This is a genomic window from Gramella sp. AN32 (assembly GCF_023718305.1).
In the GTDB taxonomy this organism is placed as follows: Bacteria; Bacteroidota; Bacteroidia; order Flavobacteriales; family Flavobacteriaceae; genus Christiangramia; species Christiangramia antarctica.
Window position 1 is genome coordinate 110,225 of the sequence record NZ_QEYO01000011.1, and the last position, 23,567, is coordinate 133,791.

Here is a 23,567-nt window from a genome sequence, read left to right on the forward strand (position 1 = left end):
TTATGTTTTTTGTTTTTCATCTCCTCATTTAATTCAACATGCATCGCTTCCAAGCCTGTGCAGCACATCAGGTAACATATTTTTATCAATTTAACGATTTATAGGCTCTATTTCAATACTGTCCTTTAATCGAATATCTTCTGAAGAGCTTCCAATTAATATTTTAAAAATCCCCGGTTCAACGGTCCAGTTCATATGCTTATCTAATATTTCTAAATCTTTCGGTTGTAAAATCATATGTATGGTCTTTGACTCATTTGGTTCCAGCTGCACACGTTCAAATCCTCTTAACTGAGATTCGTAAGTAGTCACACTACTAACCTCATCTCTCAAATAGAGCTGTACAACTTCATCTCCGGTTACTTTTCCTGTATTCTTTACTTTAAAAGATATTTCTATATCGCTTTGAGAATGTTTGGTTTTTTGATCTACCACTAAATCACTATACTCAAAAGTGGTATAACTTAACCCATAGCCAAAAGGATATAAAGCTCCTAAAACTCTTGTCTTGCCGCTCCCGTTTGGCCCCTGCCCGGGTTGTCCTGCTTGTGAACCTGGCTTATAAGGAAAATTTAAGGGTATTTGTCCAACAGTTTTTGGAAAGGTGACGGATAATTTTCCGCCTGGATTATAATCTCCAAATAAAGTTTCAGCTATTACTTCACCTGCTGAAGTACTGGGAAACCAGGCTTCTAAAATGGCCGGTAAATATTTATTTTCCCAGTTAATCGTTAAGGGTTGGCCATTAATCAAGACAAGAACAACAGGTTTTCCTGTTTTATAGAGTGCCTGAAGTAGTTGCAATTGGCGTCCCGGGAGTCCTAAACCTGTACGGGATTTTGTTTCACCTACTCGTTCTTCATCTTCACCTACAACAGCTATAATCACATCAGATTGTTTTGCTTTTTCAACTGCAGCATCAATACCTGCCTGTTCTATTTCTGATAACGAGGTTGGAATAATTTCACTTTCCGGCCAATCTGGATCTACAATATCACATCCTTTTTCATAATAAACATTCGCCCGGCCTTTGGCATAATCTTTCAGTCCCCGGTAGACTGAAGTTGAAGGATTATCTGCAGGTCCATACCTGCTATAGGTAAAACTAACTTCATCGGCCAAGGGCCCGGTTACCAGGATATTCTTATAATTCGCAATATCTAAGGGCAATAAATTGTCCTTATTTTTTAAGAGCACTAAAGATTCCCGGTTGAGTTGTTTAGAGAATTCCTCATCCTCTTTGGTATGTACCAGTTCATCAGCTTCTTCAGGATTTTCCACGTACGGGGTATCAAATAATCCCAATTCAAATTTTACCCGTAACACATCGGCAACCCTGGCATCAATCGTTTTTATTGAAATTTTGCCCTCTGCAATCAATTCTCTTAAAGGTCCGATAAAGCTTTCCGGGGTTCTAAAAGTCGTTCGTACATTTAATCCCGCTTCAATAACCTGGCGTACCGCTTCTTTATAGTTTTCGGCAACACGGTGTTTATCTGAAACATATTCCACAGCCTCACTATCGGAAACCACATATCCTTCGAAACCATAAGTATTACGAAGTAATTCAGTCAAGAAATAGGAACTGGCCGAAACCGGTACACCGTCATAGTCATTATAACTGCTCATTACTCCCATAGGCGATGCTTCTTCTATTACCCGCTTAAAAGGATACAGGTGTAACTGATGCATTTCTCTTGGGGCGACATGCGGATCTGTACGAGCATCCCCATCCCTTGCTCCCTTGGGAATACTATAAACCGCAAAATGTTTTAAAGTAGAGGCTACACCCTGAGATTGAATTCCCAAGGTCATTTGTTTCCCCATTTCCGCAATATGAAAGGGTTCTTCGCCATAACATTCCAAAACGCGCCCCCAGCGTTGATCTCGAGCCACATCAAGAATGGGTGCATATATATTGGTATACCCCAATGCTTTTGCTTCGCGTCCCACAATATTTCCTGCTTGATAGACCAATTTTTTATTCCAGGTGCTGCCAATTCCTATTGGAGCAGGCAATGGTGTCGCCTTTTTATGACATAAGCCGTGTACCCCTTCATTGGTGAAATCTACAGGAATTCCTAACCTGGTTTCTTCTACAAACCATTTTTGTACTTTGTTTATGGCCCTGGCATGTGCACTGTATGGATAGGAATATTTAGTATATGTTTCTTCCCTGCCGTGAATTGTATTTAAATGTTCATCAATATTGGCAATACCATCTTTCCAAACCCTGTTTTTCCATTCCGGGGTTGGTAATTCATCCTCTAAAACACGGGCAAAACCATATAATGTAGCTAACTGGCAAGTTTTTTCATCAACATTCATTAAAGAAACAAGATTGGCTACTCTATCTTCTATAGGGGCTTTAGCATCTTCATACACATCTTTTAAACCATTCTTATTAAAGTCAATCCAGTCTTTATGATACAAAGAGTCCTGCTTATTTCTCTCGGAGAAAAATAAAAATGGAATACTTAGGCTTAAAATAAATTTGAAGAAATTAATATGCACATTAAGAGGTTAAAAGTTGATAATTCAAAAGTTGTTTTTGTTTAAAAAAACTCATCCTTTCACGAAATCGTAAGTCACAGCCTTGTGAAATGAGTAAGTTTAATTAGTAAACAATTTATTTACTTAAGCTATATACTTTAAAGTTATCTACCGTCGTATGGTTATTCACTGTTCTAAAACCAAAGTAGCCTAAAGTATAAGGAGCATCATCTATATATTCTACCAACAATTGATCATTCCGGTAATATTGAACAACCTCATCGTTGGCGATGATCTTTATATGATATTTTGTGTTTGGTTCAAGCATAAATTCTTTAGCACTTAAGTCATGTTCCGGCAATAGCGGTCTTTTACCATCGCCAGTATAACGCCTGAATCTCGTGGTTGAATTATCGTTTCCTCCCACACCCATATAATATAATTGCAAGCTGTCGTAGTTTGAAAATTTACCGCCACGCTTGGCTGAATTTGCGAAGAAATCATCCGGATTTTCCGGATCTGTCGCCATCCAGAAACAATTTAGATCTGAAACCCTGTCATTAGGCCCCCCTTCTTTAATGAGAAAAGCATCGTACTCGATCATTAACGGACCGTCAAACTTTTCTTTTAACCATACGGTACAACCGGAGACATCATTTATCTCCAATTTCCCATTATTAACTTCCACAGTTCCCCCCGGCATCTGCTCCACTTTCCAGTCTGCCAATCCGCTATCAAAGTCTTCTTGATAAATCAGGTTAGCGCTAAAGCTCTCCCCTTTTATATCTACCGATTTTCCTTTATTATTACAGGAATTTAGACCCAGCACTGTAAGAGCCAGTAAAAAGAGCCTTCCCATTTTTTTACACTGAAAAAATTTCATTCTCTATAATCTATTTTTAATTTATTTGCTTAATCAATACTAAACTCCACGGGGTGATATCACGATTCACCGAAAGCACGCCATTCTTATCTGCCTTAATATATTTGGTTTTCATATTGTTAGCATAGTCTTTCATTACCTGAACTTCCTCTCTTGTGGGTGGTTCCGGTTTACCCATATCTTCCCAGAAATTATGGATATTTCCATGATCTTTATCCATTATTTCGATTTTGAACATGGTGCCGGCTTTTAAGCCGGTTAGTTCAAAGTCCAGTTTTTTGTTGGTTCCCTGTTCCCTTTTATTTGCACCGGCAGGAACTGAATTTTCATATTCCTGAGGATAATTATAAGCCAATGCCACGATTTTACCATCCCCTGATTTTTTGCTTACGAACAGGTAATCATCATTATATATTTTTTCAGTCCCCAGTTCATTGAGCATGCGATACGCATGATATGAAGGCTTTTCGAGTCCCTGGAAATTAAGCATCCCAAAACCACCATGAAAGATGCTTGAAGCACCACCTTTTTCTTCGAAAATATCAGTAAACGTCCAGAAGGCAAGGGAATTGGTAAGGCCAATACAATCTAAATTGGTTTTTACAATGTATGCAGCCGCCGGCAGGCGGTCATGCATTTCGTCCCTGCTACTAGGACTGGTATTCCATTCAGTTAAATGAATTTCCACATCTGGATAGGCACTTTCAGCGATCGTTTTATTAAGCCACTCCAGATCTTCCTTTGTAGATTGTACGTGGCGGGTAAGTCCTTTACCTTTTCCTGTCTCCGGGTTAAAGGCATAATCTGTTGGATAGGGATGACAGCTTACAAAGTCTACCGGTAGATTTTCCTTATTACAATATTCGAGGAAATCTTCGATCCATACCCCGTGCCAGTCTAAAGCATTAATATCGTCACTGGCAAACACCTCTTCAGAAGCTTCATCATTGGTGGTTTCTCCGGCAAAACGATCATCGGGGACAAAATTACTGGTAGATGGCCCTCCAATCTTCAGTCTTTTGTCTACAGATTTCACTGCCAGAGCAGATTGTTTATACATTTCAAAATACTGAGATTTTGTTCCATCCCAAAATAACGGGTATAAATTAGGTTCGTTCCATACTTCAAAATACCAGGTTACTACTTCTTCTATACCATATCTATCTACACAGTGCTGCGTAAAAGCTTTTACTAAATCATGCCATTTCTCAAAAGTATCATCAGCGGGTGTGATATTAGCCTCCCACCAGAATACCGTTTTAGAATCTTCAGCAGCCATACTATCTGGTAAAAAAGAAAGTTCTACAAACGGACGCACATCATGCTCGAGCATTCTGTCAAACAAATCATCTACGTACTGCCAGTTATAGACCAGTTCACCCTTTTCTTCCACAAGAGGAAACATATCTTCATGGAACAATCCATGGAAACGTACATATTCAAATCCGCAGTTTTCCTGAACCTGTTCCAGCTGTTCCAGCCAACCGGCCCGCAGCCCTTCGTTTGCCCGGCCTGCGCCAACCACTTTACTCCAGTAAGGTTCAAATTCTTCAGTATCCCCATTTGCATCTATTCGAAGGGTCTTTTGTGCTTGTACACCAAAATTACCCAGGATAAAAAGGAACAATAAGGCCAGAATATCATTTGTAAATCTCTTTCCAATCATCGTAAAATTCAATTTTTTAATATAAGTGTGTTTATTGATTCAGGCTGAACCTCTATACCAAAGGCATGATCATCAATCTCAAAATTCAATGTTCTGGAAGATTCTAATGGGTTGTTGATCAACACTGCAATTCGACCATCTTTCAATTGAAAAGCAATATGATTTTCTCCTTCCGATGATTTTAAATAATGATCCCCGGGTTGTACGAAATGAGAGAGATGTTTGAACAGATAAAATTCATCTGTATAAGTAACCTTTTTAGAATCTTTATCTATCACCACCATAGAATTTTGTGGCCATCCCCAGGCGCTCTTACCGGTTTCATCCAGGATCATATTCCAGTACATATGTGAGCCGGCGCCATTATTTAAGAAATGGACCAGGGTTTCCCAGGAACGTTGTACCGAAGTCCAGTCATTCTCTCCCTCTCCACATTTATTTTCGGTTTGCATATATTTTAAATTAGGGTATTCCTGGTGTATTTTCGGGATAGATTTAGATCCTCCCCACTGAAAACCAACTCCTTTAATATAATCTGAAGCCTTTTCGTTCTCTAAAATTGTTTTAACATATTCTGGTTCACTCCAGTTGATGGTACCTAACCAGATCTCGGTGTCAAGACCATCTTTATCGAATTGCGGACCCAGATATTCTCCGATAAAAATTGAAAAATCTTCTGCACGCCACGTACAACTGGGCCAGTTTGGCGCATAGGCTATTTCATTTTGCGGCTGAATGGAAAACAGGTCAATTCCCTCTTCTTTATAAGCCTGCACAAATTTAGAAAAATATAGCGCGTATGCTTTTAGATATTGATCCTGCATTTTAAAGGCAGTCGCATTGCTTAAAATCTGGGCCCCTGGATCCATTCGGTTTCCGTTAGCCCTATCATTCCAATCACCTGCCCTAAGGGAATAGTGTTCATTTACTTTCATCCAGGCCGGGGGAGTCCATGGCGATGCCCAAATTAGAAGATCAGGATTCACTTCCAGGGCTGCTTTTAAATATGGAATTAGAATATACCGATCTCTATCAATATTAAAATCACGCATAACAAAGTCACCAAGTACATCGTTATGAGAATAATAGCTCAAGGCATAATCTGAAGCCCCAATAGGAATACGGCACATAGAAAAATTACAGCCGTCTTCAGAGAAGATTGCATCCATAACCTCTTTAGAGCTTTCTCCCTCTAAAGATTGTAATGCTTCCCATCCCAATTCGTTAAATGCTCCTCCAATTCCATCGATCTCCTGTAAGAGACTATCGGTATAAATTATAATATCTGCCTTAGTAGCTTTACTGCTTTTTATAGCAGCTCGTTTAGTTTTATCCCAACGTTTGGCGGGGGTGGTACTAATTAACTCTATTTGCTGAGCCAGCAAACCACTACAAATAAATAACAGGCTAAGACTTAATCCTATTTTAAATTTAAAGGAACATTCTTTACTGTTCATACTATCTTCTATTTCTAATAAAACTGATTGCTAAACCTTTATTCTTCTGTTGAAAATACCGCCGCGGGCAATCCTTCTTTATTATATAAATTTGCTCCTTGTGGATTTCCAGACCAGGCATAACGTACATGTACGGGATCTGATACTGAAGAATTCCAGACTTCTATTATATTTTTAGAAATAATTTTTGCTTCAGCAGGAATCCATTCCCCATTCTGTCCAAGGATTTCAAACCATTTTAATGGTTCATTCACCGTAACCGCTTCATCTAAAAGATGTTTATGCCCTACCATTAAACCAGAACCTGCTTCACTAAAGTCCACCTGAATTTTATCTCCTTTTACTTTATGAGAATTATATAATGGTCCACTCACCGCAGCTACCTTTTTATGATAATCTTTCTCCAGAGCCCAAAGCGCTAAACGTTTTCCAGCATCTATTTTGTTATGGGGATGTATGTCTTTTGCTTCCCCTATATCATGTAGAACCGCCATTCCGGTATTTGGAAGTTTTAAACTTTTTCGCAATTCATTATTAACGGTAGCCCAACCATCATCAGCTTCCTCATTGCCCCTTTGGCAAGCAGCCAATTGAGCCCAGTAAAATGAAAAATCGCCCTGGTTCCAATCTGCCCTCCAACTATTTATCATAGTGGTGAAAAAATCTTCATACTCCTCTGGCATATAAACTGCGTTACTTTCCCCCTGGTACCATATGGCTCCTTTTATAGCATAAGGAATTATTGAATTCAACATCCCATTATATAAGGTCGCGGGAACTTGTCTGTCTTCTCTTGGATGATCGGTTGGTCTGGGCTTACGCCCTTTTTCACCATTTTCTTTCCAGCTTGCCAATTGAGACTCATAGATGGTGTCTCTATAATCTTCAGCATCTAGCCTTTCAATAGTTTCTTTAATTTCTTTTCTATTGGCTTTAAAATAATCTTTGAGGTTTTCATCTGCTAAATAAGCTTCCGCAGAAATCCAAGGTTGAATACGGGTACCACCCCAGGAACATTCTACCAGTCCTATAGGCACATTTAACTCCTTTCGTAGTTCTTTTGCGAAAAAATATCCTGTTGCGGTAATCTTACCTATTTGTCCCTGAGTAGCACTAATCCATTGCCCCTGAAAATCAGGTTTCTTTTCATAGAGTGAGGTATTTTGCAGGACTTCTATATGACGAATCTGGTCATCATTAGCAGTGGAGACCTCTTCCCTGATATATTCTACTAAGGGTTGATATTGAGGCTCTCTGGAATCATTTAAAAATTTATCCAGAGCAAAATCCATATTAGACTGCCCTGTACACAACCAGACTTCACCCGATAAAACATCCTTAATATGAATAATGTTCTTACCGGAAATAGTAATTGAATACGGCCCTCCTGCTTTTGGAGTCTTTAAGTCAACACGCCAGGTTCCATCTGCTGCGGCAACCACTTTAGCCCCTTCACCCCAGCTCCCGCTAACAGTTATATCCTCGCTGGGATCTGCCCAACCCCAAATAGGAATTTCCGTTTCTCTTTGAATAACCATGTGGTCGGAAAATATGGTATTCAACACCACATCGGCCAAGACCGTATGAGGTAATATTACTATTAAAACGAGTATTATTTTATGAGATAAATACATCGAATTCTTTTTCAGAAACTCTCTTTTATCGCAATTGAACTCTCTAAATCTATTTATCATTCTATTAATTTTCAGATTAAAGTATTCTTAAAATATCCTATTTATAGGAAATCAAATCATATTTCCGTTTTTTTAGAACGTATCTCTATCACAAGTTTGATCCTACCCTTTCTGGATTCAATTCTTTATAATTTTCACAGCATCTGTTACAAATCCTGAGCCTTTGACCAACACAATGAAAATTCCATTAATCTCATGTCCTAGGTTGAGATGATGTAAATTTTCTCCCTTTAAAAGTTGAATTTGGTTATGGATTACCATTATCCCTGAAAGGTTATACACCTCAATTGATACCTTTTCTTTTCTTGCGGAAACGATCTTCAGCTCTACAGGGCCGTTTGTTGGATTCGGTAAAGCTTCTAATTCCTGTATAACTACTGGCTTCTCCACATCACAGTTTCCTAAGGAAGCTCCTTTATTCAAAAATATAGGAATTGCGGTCCTGGCTACACAAAGAGAATTTCCATTGAAACAAATTTCTATCTTCTTATCCCCGCTGCTCTTTCCGCAGGTCACATCCTGAACATTTACCGTTACATTATCGGAAACAGTACATCCGTTTTCGTCAGTAACTTCTAAGGTGAAAGTGGTAGTTTCTTCGGGAGTTACCTCAATATTCCTTGTGGTAGCACCGGTACTCCACAGGTAGGTATAAGTTCCTGAACCACCGGTTATATTTTCTACCATAAGGCTAATCGTACTATCGTCGTATCCCTGGTAATAGGTTTGATCTTCTCCTAAATCAAAAAAAATAGCTTCAAATTCTTCAATAATAATTTCTGCAGTCGCGGTGTTCTCAAGTGCATCCTGGACTTCTACAGAATATGTCCCGGCACCTAAACCTGTTATTGTTTCCGTAGTCTCCCCATTACTCCAGAGGTAAGTATAAGGAACCACACCACCTTCAACCTTTGCTGCTAAATCTGTTTCAGAACCATTACAGATAATCTCTGACCCAGCCGAAATTTGTGCTTCCAATTCAGGTAAAGCGCCTCCGTAAACTTCAACTTCGGCCAGTGTCATACCATAGTCTGACGTTTTCTCTATTCTCACAATTTTACCTACAACACCATCTGTATAAATTATTTCGCTTGGATTTGGATAATAGCCGTCGGTATATACTTTTTTAAATCTTTCTACTCCTTTAGAGTCGTATACATATACTACAATATTCTTTAACCTATTGCTATAGGGTTGTGACCGATTAAAAATTCTTATCTCTGTAATATTTTTATCAGCACCTAAATCTACCTGCCACCATTTAAGGGTATTTGAACCCGTGGTGCCATTCTCGGTATGGGTTACCGAGCCATTACCATAATTTCCATCGATATTACCGTCAATAGCCAGCTCTGGAGGACCATTATAGGCTGTTGAGGATTGGGTCGCTATACCATTGAGCGCCAGATTTACCGGACTTGCATAAAGATTGGAAAGTGTAGTTTTTGAAATACCCGGTCCTTCATATTGAACTCCAAGGGAATGACTATCAGTTGCCTGGAAATATGCTACTTTTATTTTATGAAATCCTGCATCCAAACAAATATTCCCTGAAGCTTCCTGTGCGGAATGAACCCCATTATTATCTACAATTTCAATATCATCAATGCTTAGGCTTGAACCATCATCAGATGTGGTATAAAACGTATAATCACCGTTGGTTGGAACCTTAATATAACCTTCAAAAACAAACCCAAAATTATCAGTACGTTCCGCTTCACTTAAGTCGACTGCCGAAGCTACTCCGGTTTTAACCGGGGTAAGAAATTGAAATTCTGGAAGTTGATCCCAGTTCCCTTCATAATATCGATAATTAATCCCCGAAACAGGTGTATCATAAGAAGATGCCGTTTGACATGCGATTCCCGTTAAGGAAATTGTAAAGTTATCAAGGTTAAAAGACTCACTTTCTCCACTAAACATAATCTTCATAGGCTGGACACCCTGGGTCAAATTTATATCGCTGGCAACGGTAAAATCTTTCCAATTGGAAATGCCGGTTGAATTTGATCCACCATAAGGGATCGCCAGCTCCTCTGTAACATCCGTTCCGCCAAAATTGAATTTTATCTTGCCATTAGCATTGGCTGCGGCATATCTTAGTGAAATGTCGTAGGTCCCATCTACAGGTACATATACCGTATAAGTTATCCATTCACCTGCTTCTATATTTTCTAAAATATATCCCCCCTCTGCATGTTTGCTTATATCCACATTCTCATCTGCTCGATAAACTCCCCCAGAGTTCCCTGAGGAATTATCTTTATAAATACGACTTTCCCCACTTACAGGAGAGTAATCAAAATTTTCAGCTTCAATTGTACCTGACAGGATATTCATATTATAATTGGGAAATCCTGAAGAAAACCCACTAATAGGATCCCCATAACATCCCTCTGGTCTTCGGAAAGTAAGCCCTCCCCAGCCAATAGCATCATTGGTCCATCCAGCTTTTTCGTAACCATCTATTTCTATTGATTTGTCACGTGCACGTTGCGTCCATTTCGCGTCATTTTCAGATTTAATACCTCTTCCAATATAATGTGCGGTAGACATTTCCCAACTAGGTCGATTTTTAGTAAAATCACCTCTGCCCTCAGGACTCATAGATTTAGAATACCACCTGCCTGTTCTATCAAAACCTTGAATAAAATTAGTTGGTTCCCAGGGAGAAGTCTGATCTGGATAGGAAGCCTGATAGGAAACATTATAGCGCAATGAGAATTCTAATCCTTCTAGTAATCTACTATCTTCATGACTGTATAAATCCTCTCCCTGATTCCAGGCCATTTCAGCCATTGAGCTTAATAATCCCAGACCAAAAAGCACATGATCCTGATCTCTTGAAGATTCCTGAGATTGTCCGTTTTCATAAATATAATTGGTCATTACTTCATTATAACCATAATCTTCAATCGAGCTGCCTCTAGAAATATTGTAAGTATCGGCATGCTCCCCCGAAGATTTAAGAGTTGTACTCGTGTTAGGTCCGGGAGGATAAGGCAAATCGTCCGGACGATGTGGTTGTCCTTTTATATATCTAAGGGCACGGTCATACATAATCTCGTTATCCAGGAATATCCCCATTGCCATCACAGTACGCCATCCCGATAGACCTTGATTTCCATGGCGCACAGGATCACCCTGATATGATTTCCAATAGAAAGTTGCATTGTTCCTAACATCTTCAGGTACAGTTGTATTGGAATATCCAGGATATACCAACATATCTTTAAATGCCTGAATGTCATTGGAAGACCACCCGGGATAAGTGCTTTTAATAATTTCTGCAGCTTCAATCATAATATAAGCAACACCCCCACTCAAAGATTCAGTTCCGCCACTGGTTACTGAAGTAAGATTTGACCATGCTTTAAAGATTTCGACAGCTTTATCGGCATGCCTGGTATCTCCCGTAATATACCATCTAATGGCATTATAATATGCCGCTCTAATGTCACTATTCCACGCGCCGTAATTGACTCCGGAATCTCTTCCCAGTTCGGTAAAACTTTCATTTCCCCTCACCTCATAATTATAACTGGATTTAGAGTCTGCAACCATGTTTTGATATGAAGTGTACCAAGGATCAATTTCTGCTTCTACCATATATTTCATTCTATCCAGATCTGATTTTTTATGGGATATACCCGGATGTACAAATTGCGCCTGGGCAGATGAAGAAGCACCAGGGAAAGCATAGGTTGCCGGATCATTTTGGTAGTTGGTTGAGGTATCGTCGGTTACTTTAAGCCAATACCAATATTCAGTTCCGTTCTCTACTGAATTATCTGTATAGGTGGATCCGTTTAAATAATTTGCGACTAATTTACGCCCACTCGCATTATCATCGGTATCTCTAAAAAGGCCTACAACCTCCGCATTAATATTCTCAATATCCCAGTTTAAGGTAACAAATCCGTCCCCCGATGTAGCGTTCAGCGTTACACTAGGATCTCCACCAGACAATGTAGCACTTGCTGCATTAGAATTGGTAGTTTGGGAAGAAGCATCGGTTACCTTCACCCAATACCAATACGGCGTTCCTGCTACAGCTGTATTATCTGTAAACGAAGTTCCGTTTACTCTACTGGCTATTAAAGCACGGCCACTTGCATTAGAATCTGTATCCCTAAAAATATCCTGCCGTGTTACCGTTATATTTTCAAATACCCAACTAAGTTTTACTCCCTCTGTTTCTGGATCAGCATTCAGCAAAACCCTTGTTAAGCCTTTTGCATATTCACAATCTATGCTAGCATCTGTGATGTTTCCAGATTGTGTAACTGTACCTGGCAAGCTATAATCGGTACTATTAGCATACGAGTTGTTATCTGCAACAATTCCTGTTACCCCGTTTACTCCCCGAATCCCTTCCAAGGTATTATTGGAAACACAATTCCGTCTAATATCTATATTAGTTGTTGGTACCCCTTCAGAATTAGCCAGAATACCAACGTTTCCATTGTTTTCAACAATACAATCATATACTAAATATCCTTCGGTATTGGCTGCCCTAACACCTCTAAAATAATTACCGGACATTTCACAATTGTAAATTTTAATATCCTCACTATAGGAGATATTGACGCCATTAGCAGAAATTGAATTCAAAAATTGGCTATCCCTTACTTCAGCACCATAAACTCTTCGCAAATACATATTATGGGCATAACCTTCTTTACCTACAGTTCCATTTTCCTCAAATAAACAATCTTTAACTAAAAGATTTTTCGCGCCCTTAACATGAACGCCCCAACCTGTTTTAGAGCAGTGTACATTTAGAATTTTGATGTTTTCATTATCTACGCCTAAAGAAGCTATTTCGATTCCACCTCCATTTAAAGCATTTGTTCCTTCTATGGCAAGATTTTGAATGGTGAGGTTTACCAGCCCTTCGGCATCGGCAATAATCATCTTCATATTTACCGTAGTTTTAAGTAAACTCGCCCAATTACCCTCACCTTGAAGGGTTACATTGCTTTTCATTCTAACCGGTGTAGTAATATTATGTGTTCCAGCAGCAAGTGTAACAGTACCTCCCCCACTAGCAGCAACGTTATCTATGGCCGCTTGAATATCATCTCCCGGCAAGACTGTTTCATCAGATGCCCTCAACATATTAGGCATAGAAATAAATACAATAATCATTATTGCAAATTTCAAAACGTAGTTGTTTTTCATGAAATAATTGGTTTTGGTTATATAGTACCTCAAACTCTTTGAGTTGATTTTAGCTTTTTCTGGTTAATTTTTCGAGGGTCAAAGTTATTTACACCTAACAGTTAATATATTGCCGTTGTATTCAGCAATTGATAGGAAAATACCCAAAGGTTAATGCCTTTGAAAAAATTTCATTTCGTGATATAATATTATTATATATATAGGGGAAGATTTATAAATCATAGTGCTTTTATTATAATTTAAAAGCCTTTTTCTTATAAACTACTTCTTTCAGGCTTCTGACTGTGAAAAATAAAAGAATTAAGCCCATGCTGATCGAGAGGCCTTGGGTAGAATTTTGAATCGGCCAATGTTGTTGCTCAGCTTGGAAATAAAGAATTTCTTAAAACCAACTCTTCTTGAGGCAGAACCATACAGGTATTTTACCGGTTCCATCTCGACTTCTTCGGGACCGGAATTTTTATATTTAATTTGTCTTTCCTATAAATAATAAGCGGAACCTATGCCAACATTTAATAGTTTTCAATTGTGGTTATATTGCTCATCGAGCAAACCGGAAAGAACGGCCGGGTAACTCTTACCGTTGGCGGTTCCACCTTTTTTTACTCCTGTCCCATAGGTTATGGAGTCGCCAAAACAGACAATTTTCATTTCCTTATGGACCAATTGGTTTACTTTAAGAAAATCGAAGACTTTTTTTGCAATAAACCCATAACCCAAACTCGTTGGGTGCACTCCATCAGGCACCCCGTTATTTTTTTCATTCCTAAAGTACAGGTACTCATTATGTCGGGGAAGATTTTTATCCCTGAATATTTGAAAAAGGTCAAGAAATTCAACTTCCTCATTTTGGGCAAGCCTGGACACAATTCTTCTTGCTTTTTCCAGTTTTTCAACAGGAAGTTCTTGAAACGCATTCCTATTGTGTCTTTGGAGCAGATAGGTAGTATCAACCGGAGGGGGAGCCATCAAAAGCACCTTACTTTTCCTTTCCTTAATTCTGTTTACAATCTTAGTCAAATTACTTTCATATAATTCGTAAGAAATCATCTTGTTGGAATTAAGCATGTCATTAGTAACTACCATCACAATTACTAAATCAGGGTGATGTTCTAATACGTCAACATCCAGCCTCTTAGAAGATCCTTACTGGCCGCTAACCCCGGCATTTATAACCTGTGCGGCCGATGCCTGTACTACCATGAGTAATACCACAAATACTATTTTTCCTATCAGAGTAGGCAAACTATTCCACATTATACTCCAGAATCTGTCCGTTTTTAATTAGTTCCATGCTCAATTCTTTATAGGGCACTCCGTGAATATCATTGTCTGTTTCCAAAGCCAAACCTGCCAATGTCCCTGCACTTTGGCCCAAAATCATAAATACAGGCTCCATCCTAATAGAACCAAAAGCAATATGTGAACTTGAAACAGCTACAGGAACTATAAGATTGCTACATTCCTCTCTTTTAGGCAAAATGGAACTAAGATGTATCTGATAAGGTTGTTCAGGCTCCACACCTAGATCCCCTTCGTTCTGCACATATCCCTCTTTGGTGATGTACCTTTGCACATTATGGGAGTCCATGGTATACGATCCCATTCCTATAGGTTGGTCCACTTTATTACGTCCCATGATCTCGTTCTCGGTCATTACAAATTCACCGATCATACGCCGGGCTTCCCGCACATAAATTTGGTAGGGCCAATGATCATTATCACCGAACTCATCTTTGGCAAGTCCCCAGGAATTTATTTTTTTCCTGATATCTGCCGGTACACGTTCATCGGTACGCCAGAAATACAGCATTCCCTGGTGGTAGTTTTTATGTTCCTCCAAAATCTCTTTTCTTCTTTCGTAAGACGCTTCAGGATAATCGTAGTTCATACCTATATTATCAGAGCTGAAAGGGCCTGCATTGTTAACATCCCTTTTATTATTGGGTATCTTACCCCCACCGAACATCCCTCGCCAGCCACTTTCGAAGACCCTTGCCAGAAGTTCATACTGCCAGGGATCATAGCTCTCAGGTTTTCGGAAAGGTACCACATTGCCCTCTGCGTTGGTCGCGCATAATCTGTAATTGTAAGCCTGAACACGATGGTCTCCTTCCCCCTGTTCTCCAGGATCCTCTGTGGAGATACGGGGCAATACCCCACTGGTGGAGTCGCCGGCGATTACATAAGGGCTTATCTTTCTGTCCCCAAAATTATGTCCATGGTGAAAAACTTCTTTTTGTACACCATTCCACTGTTCGTTATACTTGCTATTGGCTTCGCGACCTACATGATAGCCAATACCTGCAGCAGCCATAAGGTCTCCCTCATAAGTGGCGTCGATAAAGATTTTACCCGTATATGTTTGGCCATCCAACATGGTGATCGAAACTATTTTACCATCCTTGATTTTAACACCATTTTCCCTATCAAGCCACTTATTCCGCAGTATTTTTATATGATTTTCCTTTACAAACTTTTCGAAAATTTGTTCCGCTACGTGTGGCTCAAAGGTCCACATAGTCTGCAACTGGTCATCTATAGCCGTGGTTCCCTGCCCAACATTACCATATTCATCTTTGGGCTGCCATTTCCAAACTTCTTCATTTTGATAGTGTTTATACACTTCCTGATAAAATTCTTTTGAAATTCCCCCGATCACTTTTTTGTTACCCAGATCGGTAAATCCAAGACCACTGGCAGACAAGCCTCCTATATGTTCTTCCGGGCATACAATTAATACTGATTTATCCATTCTGGCCAATTGTACGGCCGTAGCAATAGCTGCAGATGTGCCTCCATAAATGATGACATCGGCATTCTGTTTTCCATGGGGATTGTTTACTCCATATCCTAATTGAAAAACCAATATGTTTAAGATAAGTACTAGAATTTTAGGTTTTTTCTGCATCATTACTTTTATATTATTGATTTTTATAAGTAGCGTGGGTAAACTGAAAACCCCTAAAGTGTATATTTTTTACGGGAGCCTGGCTTGTACCTTTTAAGTGAATTAAGTCTTTTAAAACAGGTATTTCCACCACAGCTTCCGAAAGCTTTACTCCTGCCGGTGGATAGTAGTAAAGTAAATTAGATTGGGTATCCAGAAACCATTCTCTGGCAACATCTAATTCTTCAAATATATTTTCAATAAAATAAAATGACGATTTTGATCCTTTACCGCCAATACCATAACTCCTCTGTAACTGCCAACCGCCTTCATCAAGGTATATTTTATGTTCCTTGCGATTGATTTCTTTAATCCTATACTGCAAATTGCCCCAGTTATGGCTCTGAAAAGCATGTACGATTCCCGTTTCTGGATTGCTCCATTCCTTATCTGTGAAGCTTTTTGGTTCAAATGAGAACCATTTATCATAACGCTGATTTGTTCCGTCTGTAACCTGATGATATCCATTGCTATCCCGAAGCGGATTTTGATAATCGTAATTTGGAAAGCGTGCCCGGACTTGTTTGTTATTATTAATAAACAATTGATCGAATACCAGCCCTTCCGGCAGTTGAGTTACATATATGTCCTCTTTATAGGTGCTCCAATGCAAATTTTCGAAACGCCTAGAACCTTTTATACTTACTTTAGCTCCGGGTAAGGCTGAGAAAACTACCGGCTTTGTGGGAGTTCCCGAATAATCGCTGCTTAATTCAATGGTTTTATCAAGATAATAACTTCCTTCACTAAACCAGACCCTAACGGCTTCTTTACCGGCCAACTTTTTCACTTCTTCCAAAACCCTGGGAATCGTGGCATACGGACTTTCTTTAGTCCCTGCACCGGTATCATTCCCAATAGGGGAAATAAAAATTTCTTTGGAAAAAAGGGGATTTGCCAATATTAAAAAAAGTATTAAAACGCTATATTTCATTCTGTTTTAGGCTGATCCCATAAACGATACGGGTCCTCATTTGCTATCATTTGCTCCAATAAAAGTGCTTCCATCTCTGCTAATTTATCGGCATATTTTGGATTTTCGGCTAAATCGGTCTCCATTTCACCTGTTTTAGCGTGTTCAGGTAGATATTCATTGGGATTCTCGGCTAAGTTGAACAATTGAGTTTCTCTCACCGCACCATCCATCACATCATATTTAATTAATTTCCAATCTCCTTTCTTAACAGCACGCATCCCTGGTTTTGTACCTCCCGAATAAACGCCGTACATAACATCCCTTACCACTTCCTGCTCCCCTTCTAAAACAGAAACAACACTTTTACCTTCTACAGTGTTCGGGGGTTCAATTCCTGCTAATTCACATAAAGTAGGCAGCACATCTAGAAGGTACATATTCCCTTTAACACGCTTACCTGCCTCGAGCCCGGGACCTTTAATAATAAATGGTACCCGCCATGTATGTTCATAGAGGTTTTGTTTGCCTTGTAACCCATGCCTTCCAATTGCCATCCCGTGATCGGAGGTATAAATAATGTAAGTATTGTCCAATTCGCCGGTCTCTTCCAGTTTTTTCAATACTTTACCCAATTGGATATCAATATTCTCTGAACATGCATATTCGCGCCCCAGTTCATTTCTTATGGTATTTTCATCCCTATTTTTCCAAACACCACTTACGCGTTCCTCATCGCGCAATCCCGGATGCCCGTGAAAAAATGGGTGTTTTAACAGGTGATTATCTGGTAATTGGGGTTGTTTTTCATTTAAAGGCGGAACACTATTTTCATCTTTATGATTTATAGCACCGTATTTATCTAACAATTCAGGGGTGCCGTTACGCATATCATGTGGGTGTGAAAAGCCAAAATAGATAAAAAACGGATCTTTTTCTTTTCCCTGTTCTCTATCGTTTAAATAATTTAAAACTTGTTTCGAGTGCCAGGCACTACCGCTTTCTTCTGTCCCTCCTCGTTTTGTAGCATCGTGCACCACTGTAAATTGTTTATTGGCCCCCGGATAAGAATTGCCTTTTTTACAGGTACGCATGGTTTTATAACCAGCCCTGTTAAAAATAGCACCAATGGTTTGCTCATCTAATTCATTCGGAATGGTGTCTTGCTGAAATTCTGCGCTAGGTGGTAAATGCCATAAGCTACGCCCTGTCATGATCATATGTCTTGATGGTGTACACACAGCCCCATTCATAGACCCCATATGGCGTGCTTGCTCTACTACAATACCTTCTTTGGCAAGCTTACTAATAGTTGGGGTTTTTAAAATAGACTTCGAATCGTAGGTTTGTAAATCGAATGGTGACTGATCGTCTACCAATACGAATAGAAAATTCGGCTTTCTTTTTCTTTCCTGTTTTTTTTCGGCTTCTTTACAACTGCAAAGCATTACAAGAAAGGCTATCACTAAATATTTAATTAATTTCATAAACGTTGATTTTTATTGCCATGTAAGTTGAACATTCTTCAAATTCAAAGGATTCCATTTTTCAGAAACCGGCATAAGGGATAATTCGTAGTCTCCGGGTTTATCTATAGTGAATGTGCCTAAATCAATTGAATTAAAATCACCATATCTGCCGGAAGCCGGAATTTTTACTGGAACAGATTTCTCCTTAAGTGTTACTAATAATTCTGAATCATTTTCATTAGCTATTTCTGAGTGTATACTGAAGGTACCGGGCTTTTCTACCCTAAACTTCCAGTACACCCGGGCTTTATCGCTGGTCCAGTGATCTATATGGTCCTTAGATTTATTATACTCGGCTCCCGGGCCTTGCAAATTTTGAAATTGCGCGCGTTGTGCGACCAAAGCAATAGACCCTTTTTCATCCTGACTAATTGGTTTACGCGGGATAGCATTTGGAGCTCCTTTAATTTTTAAAACCACCACCGAAGCTATAGAATCTGGAGCCTGCCCCATTATATTAACTGTTATGCCATCTTCAGAAGTTGTGGTTTCAAAAACTCTGGAGGTATCTGTTAACAAATAACTGGAAACTACCTCATTCTTTAATTTTACGGGAAGTTTAGCTCCGGATTTCCAGTCAAATACGTGTAAATATAAGGTCGAATTTTCTCCCTCCTGTCTCATCGTTATTCTGCCCCATTCCGGTTCTTCTTCGCACGGATTTGCCTGAGTTTTATAAATGGATTCGCTATTTTTATCCATCCATGCTCCAATAGCTTTTAGCCTTGTGGTGGCCTCAGGTCTCAATATACCTTCATGTGTAGGGCTTACATTTAAAAGGTAATTTCCGCCTTTGCTACTTGCATCAATCAAATTACGAATAAGTGTTTCAATCGATTTAAAATTATCATCATCACTCCTATACCCCCAACTACCACTAATAGGCTGGCAAATTTCCCAATATCTATCTTCAGGTTTCTCACTAGGTAATTTTCGTTCAAATGTTTTATGATCGCCCGGATAGTCTTCCCCTAAACGGTCGTTGGTAATAATCCCCGGTTGTAAGGCGCTGGTTATATGGTATAAACTATCAACCACCTTTTTGGTCATTTTTCTTGGAGTATCCCACCAAAAAATTGAAATAGGCCCGTATTCGGTTAATAATTGTTCAACTTCCGGAAGCGCTTTTTCATAGACGTATTCATCACTGCTCACACGCTCTATACCCTCATCCCAATTATTACCCATGCCTCCCGGGTGATGCCAGTCCTGGGCTTGCGAATAATAAAACCCAAACCTTAATCCCTGTTCTTTACAGGCTTCTGCTAACTCTTTTAGCACATCCCGTTTAAACGGCGTGGCATCAACCACATTATAAGGATTTACTTTAGAGTCGAACATGGAAAACCCATCATGATGCTTGGCGGTAATCACCATATATTTCATACCTGCTTCCTTTGCTAAAGCCACAAATTTATTGGCATCAAACTTTGCTGGATTGAATTGATCGGCAAATTTTTCATATTCGGCAATAGGAATTTTGCCTTTATTCATGATCCACTCGGCACTATTGGTTTGTGCCTCGCCTTTGTAAAATCCCGCAGGAACTGAATAAATTCCCCAGTGAATAAACATTCCGAAACGCGCTTCTTCCCACCATTCCATGCGTTCCTCTTTTGAAAGCGGTTCCTTTTGTCCTGCTTTAGCCTGGCTTTTAGATTCAGAGCATCTCGTAAAAAGCAGGATTATCCCCATTATTAACATAAGCCATTTTTGTACATTTTTCATTTGATCCTTAATTTTCATTACCGAAATATTTTATTATAATCCTGAAATTCTAACGAACAACTTCCAAATAGATCTCCTCGGTAAGTTTACGCAAGTTTTTTAAAACATCAGAGTACTCCGTATTTCCTGCCAGATTATTTTGTTCCATCGGGTCATTCTCCAGATCATATAATTCCTCGATTTTCGGGTCATGTTCATAATAGACAAAATATTTATATCTCTCAGTACGTACTCCCCTGGCCCGGTAGGATTTATTAGCATCTATCAGGTTTTGATTGATTTCATCAACATTATTTTTATAGCGTTCCTGAAACATATCCACAAGAAACAGATCTTCCATAAAGACCGCATCTCGCCATTGAGACATATCCTGAGTTTTATTTAAAATCCCACTAATATCCCTGCCCTGCATACTCGCTGGCGGTTCTAAACCTGCCATGGAGACGATCGTGGGTGCCATATCTACTGAAGAAATTAAAGCATCCTCACGGCGCGGAAAAGTGGATGCTCGTTTGCGCCCATCATAAACGATCAAAGGCGCTTTTATCGATTCCTCATAGAGCAGGGCTTTATCGAAAAGTCCGTGGGAGCCATGGAAACGTCCATTATCACTCGTATAGATAATAACGGTATTCTCCAGTATTCCTTTTTCCTTTAGCTTCTCCACTAACAATCCTACCTGTTCATCTACCGTATAACCCTGGGTGGCAAAACGACGCACCAATCGCTGGTATAGTTCGGGGGTGGATGATCGTTGTTTGTGTAGATACACACCCCGTGCATTTTCTTTCACCACTACGGGTAAATCGGGATTACCGCCTTCCACCCAATTCTCCGGAACAGACATTTGAGCATCCTCAAATTGTTTGTAATGTGGCCAGTAAACATCCCTATCGTTATCATGCTTTACGGCATAGAAGCTAACGGACAGGCAAAAAGGCTGTTCTTTTGGCTGCGTATCCAGAAAATGGAGCATTGCTTCTCCCGTTCTCAGCGTTCTTCCCGAATTCTGCCTTCCCTCTTTATAAATCTCCTGTAATTTTTGATCATCTTTGGGCCACATTACAATTCCATTTCTATCGTGGGTTTCGCTTCCGGCAAAAAAATCGAACATCTCTCCCATTTGTTTCTTGTAATGATGTTCCTTAGGTGTACTTGGCCGTGTGGCTTCCTCTGTTACCGTGAAACCAACCTTACCTATAAAACCGGTACGATAACCGGCATTTTTAAGCATAGCGGGATAAGATTTGGCAAAATCTGCCTGTGATAATGTATAATCGTTGGGAGCTACAAACCCGACCCTGTGGCTGGAAATATGCCGTCCAGTCATCATGGTCACACGGCTGGGCATACAGATAGCCACCGCATAATATGCTTTATCAAAAGTAATACCTTCTTCAGACAGTTTATCGATATTGGGTGTATTAAACTCAGGTTTACCATAAGCCCCCATATTGTCCCAACGTTGATCATCTGTCATTAAAAAAATGATATTAGGAGGTCTTTCAGCAGTTTGTGCAGAAAGCCCGGCTGAATACAAAACCAGCAACAACAGAAATAAAAATTTGGAAATCCATTTCAGTAAACTTCTTTCAGAAGAACTGAAGACGCCTTGTATTAATATGATATATGTCCCAGGCATAAGTTCTATTTTTTATATTTAACAGGATTAAAAAAACTAGTTTTCAATTTTCTTCACTTCAGTAGACCCACTTCTATTTTCGATAATTTCACCATTGGTTTCAATCGTACTGTGGCTGACTTTAGCTCCTATTTCAATAGGCATTCCGGTTTCATTTCTTAAATTTAAGTTGCTAGTTTCTCCTTCACTGTAAGGGGACATCGCCTCTCCATGCTCAGGATGTGTATAACCCACAAGAATAGGAAGGTTTTTCTCCCTTTTTTTCCCGTTTTCAGATTTCAATAGGATTTTATTATTGCTTCCCTGAATGGTTACCAGGGCATGTACCAACCTGTCAGACTCAGCAGGAATTACCGTTAGATCTACCTCAACGTTACTGCCTTCAACAAACATAAGAGGTCCGTAATTCGCATCGCCTTTACAGTTTTTTACCACCGCATCATCCCCAATCCAGTAAGCCCGTTCAGTACCTATCGTAGTGCAATTTTCAAGTCTTACTCCCCCATTTGTTCTAAGTTCAAAACCAGCGCGGGTATTTTTAGCGGTACAATTCTTAAAATGTATATTCTTGATATTGCCGTATGTGCGAAAACCATCTTCTACCAGTGATTTCATATAACCAGGGGTGACAACGTATTTTTCTTCCCGGTTTTTAGTCCAGGTTTTAAAATTTACATCATAAGCAGGACCCGAAGTTTCGGCCAGTATTTCATCTGTTTCTCGTACTTCACCTTCTACATAACAGTCTTCAAAATAAATATTCTCGGCATTATTCTGAATAAAAAAACCGTGTCCAAAAGAACGCATATAAAGTTTGCATCCGTAGAGTTTAGTATTGCTCCCGGTTACCAGTAGACCACTATGTTTTTCGTGCCGAATCACATAATCCCTGCCTTTTCCGAAGAGATCGCCATAGCCGTAAGGACTGGAGCCTTTCACGTATAAAGTGAGATTTCTAAGCACATTTCCCTCGCCTGAAACTTCAAAAGCTGCCCCTCCGGAGGAAGTTCCGTTTCCAATATATTTTATTTGTAAACCTTCAAGGGTATTGTTTCCTCCTGAAAGCACAAATTCATTAGTATGGATGGGCGGATCAAGAGCTTCCCGCAATTTCGTATCTACAATAATCTCGACGCCCTCCAGTTTAAAAATATTGTTATTCCCGTTGAATTTCATGAAATAAAACTGCTTATTGTCATGCTTTGCTTTCATGGCTTCTTCAGATATATAATCTTTGAAATGATAAGTTCCGGGAGCCATACTTATCACATTCCCGCTTTTTGAAGCATAATTTGCTAATTCCCCAAGGCTGCTGATCTTTATATCTTTGGCAATCATAGCATTCCATAGAAAAAAGAAGGTGGTGATCAGGAAATATTTAATAGTTAATTTCATGTGTTTTGAATTGCTCTATAAGCAGTAATAAAT

General features: G+C 39.4%; 13 protein-coding genes. All 13 read right to left on the minus strand.

All coding sequences use genetic code 11. The features are described from left to right. Positions 1-90 precede the first annotated feature (90 nt). Complete coding sequence (locus DHD80_RS13055) at positions 91-2,433, minus strand: glycoside hydrolase family 3 N-terminal domain-containing protein (RefSeq protein WP_251741790.1); 2,343 nt, start codon at positions 2,431-2,433, stop codon at positions 91-93. A gap of 196 nt (positions 2,434-2,629) precedes the next feature. After that, a complete protein-coding gene (locus DHD80_RS13060; protein ID WP_251741792.1) occupies positions 2,630-3,376 on the minus strand; it encodes a DUF6250 domain-containing protein in 747 nt (248 codons plus the stop codon). Positions 3,377-3,392: 16 nt separating this feature from the next. After that, complete coding sequence (locus DHD80_RS13065; RefSeq protein WP_251741794.1) at positions 3,393-5,042, minus strand: hypothetical protein; 1,650 nt, start codon at positions 5,040-5,042, stop codon at positions 3,393-3,395. An 8-nt stretch (positions 5,043-5,050) separates the two neighbouring features. Next, positions 5,051-6,499 carry a hypothetical protein gene (locus tag DHD80_RS13070; protein ID WP_251741796.1) on the minus strand — a complete coding sequence of 483 codons (1,449 nt, stop codon included), beginning with the start codon at positions 6,497-6,499 and terminating at the stop codon, positions 5,051-5,053. 38 nt (positions 6,500-6,537) lie between these two features. Next, a complete protein-coding gene (locus DHD80_RS13075) occupies positions 6,538-8,193 on the minus strand; it encodes a sialate O-acetylesterase (RefSeq protein WP_251741798.1) in 1,656 nt (551 codons plus the stop codon). Positions 8,194-8,310: 117 nt separating this feature from the next. Beyond that, positions 8,311-13,377: a PA14 domain-containing protein gene (locus tag DHD80_RS13080; RefSeq protein WP_251741800.1), complete on the minus strand. Its 5,067-nt coding sequence runs from the start codon at positions 13,375-13,377 to the stop codon at positions 8,311-8,313. A 522-nt stretch (positions 13,378-13,899) separates the two neighbouring features. After that, a complete protein-coding gene (locus DHD80_RS13085) occupies positions 13,900-14,508 on the minus strand; it encodes an SGNH/GDSL hydrolase family protein (protein ID WP_279347045.1) in 609 nt (202 codons plus the stop codon). Between the two features lie 115 nt (positions 14,509-14,623). Beyond that, positions 14,624-16,291, minus strand: a complete 1,668-nt coding sequence (locus DHD80_RS13090; protein ID WP_251741802.1) for an FAD-dependent oxidoreductase — start codon at positions 16,289-16,291, stop codon at positions 14,624-14,626. A 10-nt stretch (positions 16,292-16,301) separates the two neighbouring features. Then, the gene (locus DHD80_RS13095) at positions 16,302-17,261 is read right to left on the minus strand and encodes a hypothetical protein (RefSeq protein ID WP_251741803.1); all 960 of its coding nucleotides are present in this window, start codon (positions 17,259-17,261) and stop codon (positions 16,302-16,304) included. Beyond that, positions 17,258-18,727 carry a sulfatase-like hydrolase/transferase gene (locus DHD80_RS13100; protein ID WP_251741805.1) on the minus strand — a complete coding sequence of 490 codons (1,470 nt, stop codon included), beginning with the start codon at positions 18,725-18,727 and terminating at the stop codon, positions 17,258-17,260. The genes DHD80_RS13095 and DHD80_RS13100 overlap by 4 nt, the downstream gene beginning before the upstream one ends. 12 nt (positions 18,728-18,739) lie before the next feature. Then, positions 18,740-20,515 (minus strand): alpha-L-fucosidase, encoded by a 1,776-nt coding sequence (locus DHD80_RS13105; protein WP_251741807.1) that lies wholly within the window; start codon positions 20,513-20,515, stop codon positions 18,740-18,742. A 31-nt stretch (positions 20,516-20,546) separates the two neighbouring features. After that, on the minus strand, positions 20,547-22,139 hold the full coding sequence (locus DHD80_RS13110; protein ID WP_251741809.1) for a sulfatase-like hydrolase/transferase: 1,593 nt from the start codon (positions 22,137-22,139) through the stop codon (positions 20,547-20,549). Between the two features lie 36 nt (positions 22,140-22,175). After that, the gene (locus DHD80_RS13115; RefSeq protein WP_251741810.1) at positions 22,176-23,534 is read right to left on the minus strand and encodes a hypothetical protein; all 1,359 of its coding nucleotides are present in this window, start codon (positions 23,532-23,534) and stop codon (positions 22,176-22,178) included. Between the last annotated feature and the right edge of the window lie 33 nt (positions 23,535-23,567).